The sequence below is a fragment of the Aeromonas sp. R1-1 genome, from assembly GCF_040908495.1.
Lineage (GTDB): Bacteria > Pseudomonadota > Gammaproteobacteria > Enterobacterales > Aeromonadaceae > Aeromonas > Aeromonas veronii.
This window is the reverse complement of the sequence record NZ_JBFODV010000213.1, coordinates 1-3,616: the sequence shown is the minus strand read 5'-3', so window position 1 is coordinate 3,616 and position 3,616 is coordinate 1. Positions and strand designations below refer to the sequence as shown.

The following is a 3,616-nucleotide window of genomic DNA, read 5'->3' as shown; positions in this document are numbered from 1 at the left end:
GATCAGCATCACGGTCAGGCGGTAGCGGCCCTCGAAGCGATGAAAGGGGAACTGGGTGAGGCATTGGTCGAGTCGCTTATCAACGCTCCGCAGCGGCTGGAGTCGGAGATCCGCGCCCAGCGCACCCGGGTCGCGCAAGTGCGGGAGCGGCTGGAAGAGGTGAAATCCGGCAAGGCCCGCGAGCTGCTGTCACTCATCGATCAGCTGGTGCGCCGTTCGGTCTGGATCATCGGCGGCGATGGCTGGGCTTATGACATCGGTTCATCGGGGCTCGATCATGTGCTCGCCTCCGGGCGCGATGTGAACGTGCTGGTGATGGATACCGAGGTCTACTCCAACACCGGCGGTCAGATGTCGAAATCGACCCCGCTCGGTGCCGTCGCCAAGTTCGCGGCGGGAGGCAAGACGCTGGCCAAGAAGGATGTGGCGCTGCAAGCCATCTCCTACGGCAACGTCTATGTTGCCCGCATCGCCTTTGGTGCCAATCCGCAGCAGGCGCTGCAGGCCTTGCGTGAGGCCGAAGCCTATCCGGGCCCGTCGCTGATCATCGCCTACAGCCACTGTATCGCCCACGGCATCGATATGGAGTTTGGCCTGACCCAGCAAAAACGGGCCGTCGCCTCCGGTCACTGGCCGCTGATGCGCTACAACCCGGTACTGCGCAGTGCGGGGCAGAACCCCTTCAGCCTTGACAGCCTGCGCCCCTCCATCCCCCTCGCTGAATACCGGCAGGAGGAGACCCGTTATCGGGTGCTGGCCCAGAGCCACCCGGAGGAGGCGCAGCGGCTGATGCAGGTAGCGCAAAAAGTGGCGTGGCAGAAGTGGGCCACCTACGAGGAGATGGCCACCCGCGAGGCCAGCCATTTTCATCCGCCGGTGTGAGGATTGGGTGAGTAAAATATAACCAGGCGGGCCATTGGCCCGCTTTTTTAGTCATTTGGGTAGGGACGGGCTCGTTATAGAGTAAAAGCATCCATATTTCCGACTCTAATCGAGGTCGTATTTTAAGGTGAATGGCACTAAGGCATTGAAAGTTTTTCATAAATACGTCTGTGTTAGAGTGGTTCACTTCACAGAACAAATTTGTTAGGTGCTTATGACTAATCGCCTTTTAAGTCTCTTGGGGTCATATCCAGAGTGTGACGAATTTCAAATCGGGAGATTGCTTGTTTGGGTCGAGTACCCTCCAGGCAGAGACAGTTTAGCTTGTTTGCGTAATGCAGAGGCGATTCTTCCTGAGCTAGAGTCTGATATTTCCAGAGTGGAAGAACTTGCTGCGATGAGCATTGGAAGTGCAGTCCCAGCAACTGTAACGGGCATAAGAATTGAAGCAGAACGATCCGCCTCGTATGAATGCACCTTTTTTGACGGGGAACATGAAGATGAATTCATAACCATCAGCAGAGATTCTGGTGGCTACCTTTTTGCTGATGCTCAGAGCAAGCGTGCAAGGTGAAAGAGCTATAGAAAAGGCTTTATAAGAAGCTGACGAAGCTGACACAGAACCAGATAGACAAATGCCGCCATCTTGGCGGCATTTGTCTATCTGTAGGCTGTAGGAGAGTTGGCCAAGACTTCCTTTTCCGACCAAGGCAGGTAAGCTGCGGGGCACATAGCGTCAAGCAGGAGAAGGGACAATGACAGAGCAATATATCGCCGGGACGATCGGCATTCTGGGGGCTGGCTGGTTCGGGTTGCCGCTGGCGCGGGCTCTGCTGGCGGCAGGCAAGCAGGTGGCGGTGACTGTCAGCAGCGCCGAGAAGGCGGCCCGTCTGCAGGGGGAGGGGATCAACGCCTATCCGCTGACCATCTCTGCCAACATGGGCTCTGCCGAGATGTCCGTCGCTGATCAACAAGCGCTGTGGCCCATCCCCTGCGAATCGTTGGTTATCTGCGTACCGCCCAGCAAGACCGATGACTATCCGCAGGCGGTGGCAAGGGCCTGCGCGTTGGCCAAAGCGAGCGGCACCCGGCGGGTGCTGTTTGTCAGCGCCACCTCGGTATGGGGCGCGGGGCAGCAGGAGGGGGAAGAACCCCAACCCCGCCATGCCCGTGGCGAGCGGATGCTGGCGGCGGAGCAGGCGGTGCTGGCGGCCGGTTTCGAGACGGTGATGATAGTGCGCCCCTCCGGCCTTTATGGCCCGGATCGTCATCCCGGTCGCTTCCTCGCGGGCAAGACTCTCGATGGCGGCGCCCAGTCGGTCAATCTGGTCCATCTGGACGATGTGGTGGCGGCCTGCATCTTGCTGCTGGAGCGGGGCAAGGACGGGGATGTTTTCAACCTGAGCGCGCCGGTGCACCCGCGCCGCGAGCAGTTCTACCCCTTTGCTGCGCGTCAGCAGGGGCTGCCTGTGCCGGTCTTTATCGAGCCTGCCGGTGAATTTCAGCCCATCGACGGCCAGCTGATTTGCCAGCAGATGGGATTCAAATATCGCTGGCCCGATCCGGCCCACTGGTTTGCCGAGCTCGCCGCCTCGGGCAATTGAGGTTTGCCAAGGGGGGGATCGCCCCCTATCATGCCGCCATCCATGAGAGAGAGGCGGTAATGATGGTAGATACAAAACGTCACCCCGATGGGGAGTTGTTGCTGAGAACCCTGGCAATGCCAGCCGATACCAACCCCAATGGCGACATCTTTGGTGGCTGGATCATGTCCCAGATGGATATAGGTGGGGGCATTATGGCCAAGGAGCTGGCAAAAGGACGTATTTGTACCGTATCCGTCGAAGGCATGACCTTTCACAGTCCGGTCAAGGTGGGCGATGTGGTCTGCTGCTACGGCCGCTGCATGAAGATCGGCCGCAGCTCCATGAAGCTCAAGCTGGAGGTGTGGGTCAAACCGGTACTGCGGGAAAACGATGCCCAGCGCTACTGCGTGACCGAGGGGATCTTCACCTATGTCGCCATCGACGAACAGGGCAAATCCCGCCCGGTTCCGGTGAGTGCCTGATTAAATCAGCCGGGCATTGATGATGGATATTTCCTGCTCAAGCCCGGTTTTTTGCCGTATCATGCGTTCCAGCATCTCTTCCGAGCCCACATATTGCAGGGTGTCGAACAGGCAGAGATCGCATTGAGGGTCCCGTCTTATCTGGTAGACGGTGGACAGCTCCACTTGATGACAATTTCCTTGTTGATCATAAAACGTCACGTTGTACCGAAGTTCTTTCGCCATGAGACAAGGTCCTTCTGGTTGGGTGGAACAGGGACTATCAGCTTAGTCGGCGTGGATGACGTTTGTGATGGTCGCAACAAAAAGCAAAGGCGGGCGGTTGTTAGCCAATGAAAAATAGTTATCGCATTCTTGGCACCTCCCTGCTGACCCTGGGGTTGGTAGGCTGTTTTGAGGTGCCGGATCAGAACCATCTGGTCACAGCTCAAGGGATTGTGCCGGGACTCGACTGCCAGCGTCCGCCGCTGGTGGCGTTGGCGACCACGGCGCTGCCCCGTGAATTCGGGGTGACGGTGTGGAATCTCTACAAGGGCCAGCGCAAGAACTGGCGCGAAGGGATGGACAGTTATGCCAAGGGGCAGGATCTGGTGCTGCTGCAAGAGTCGGCCACCCGTCCAGATATGCTCGACTGGCTGCGCGCCGGTGATTTCCAGTGGCAACAGC

General features: G+C 58.2%; 4 protein-coding genes and 1 pseudogene. 4 read left to right on the top strand and 1 reads right to left on the bottom strand.

Features of this window, described 5'->3' with window-relative positions:
* The 3 genes from AB5Y92_RS14450 to yciA all read left to right on the top strand — a co-directional run.
* The coding region (locus AB5Y92_RS14450; RefSeq protein WP_368227016.1) for a thiamine pyrophosphate-dependent enzyme at positions 1-882 on the top strand (882 nt) is incomplete at its 5' end.
* A 755-nt stretch (positions 883-1,637) separates the two neighbouring features.
* The gene (locus AB5Y92_RS14445) at positions 1,638-2,486 is read left to right on the top strand and encodes an NAD-dependent epimerase/dehydratase family protein (protein ID WP_201986486.1); all 849 of its coding nucleotides are present in this window, start codon (positions 1,638-1,640) and stop codon (positions 2,484-2,486) included.
* 59 nt (positions 2,487-2,545) lie between these two features.
* Positions 2,546-2,950, top strand: coding sequence for an acyl-CoA thioester hydrolase YciA (gene yciA, locus AB5Y92_RS14440; protein WP_005337875.1), 405 nt, complete (start codon positions 2,546-2,548; stop codon positions 2,948-2,950).
* Here yciA and AB5Y92_RS14435 read toward each other — a convergent pair whose 3' ends face one another.
* Positions 2,951-3,175: a hypothetical protein gene (locus tag AB5Y92_RS14435; RefSeq protein WP_005344394.1), complete on the bottom strand. Its 225-nt coding sequence runs from the start codon at positions 3,173-3,175 to the stop codon at positions 2,951-2,953.
* A 107-nt stretch (positions 3,176-3,282) separates the two neighbouring features.
* Here AB5Y92_RS14435 and AB5Y92_RS14430 point away from each other — a divergent pair.
* Positions 3,283-3,616 (top strand): annotated as a pseudogene (locus AB5Y92_RS14430) (hypothetical protein); the annotation flags it as partial.

What these genes read in the sequence shown, in the direction of transcription:
- AB5Y92_RS14445 (WP_201986486.1), top strand. Translation starts at nt 1,638, where the DNA reads ATGACAGAGCAATATATCGCCGGGACGATCGGCATTCTGGGGGCTGGC.
- yciA (WP_005337875.1), top strand. Translation starts at nt 2,546, where the DNA reads ATGATGGTAGATACAAAACGTCACCCCGATGGGGAGTTGTTGCTGAGA.
- AB5Y92_RS14435 (WP_005344394.1), bottom strand. Translation starts at nt 3,175, where the DNA reads ATGGCGAAAGAACTTCGGTACAACGTGACGTTTTATGATCAACAAGGA.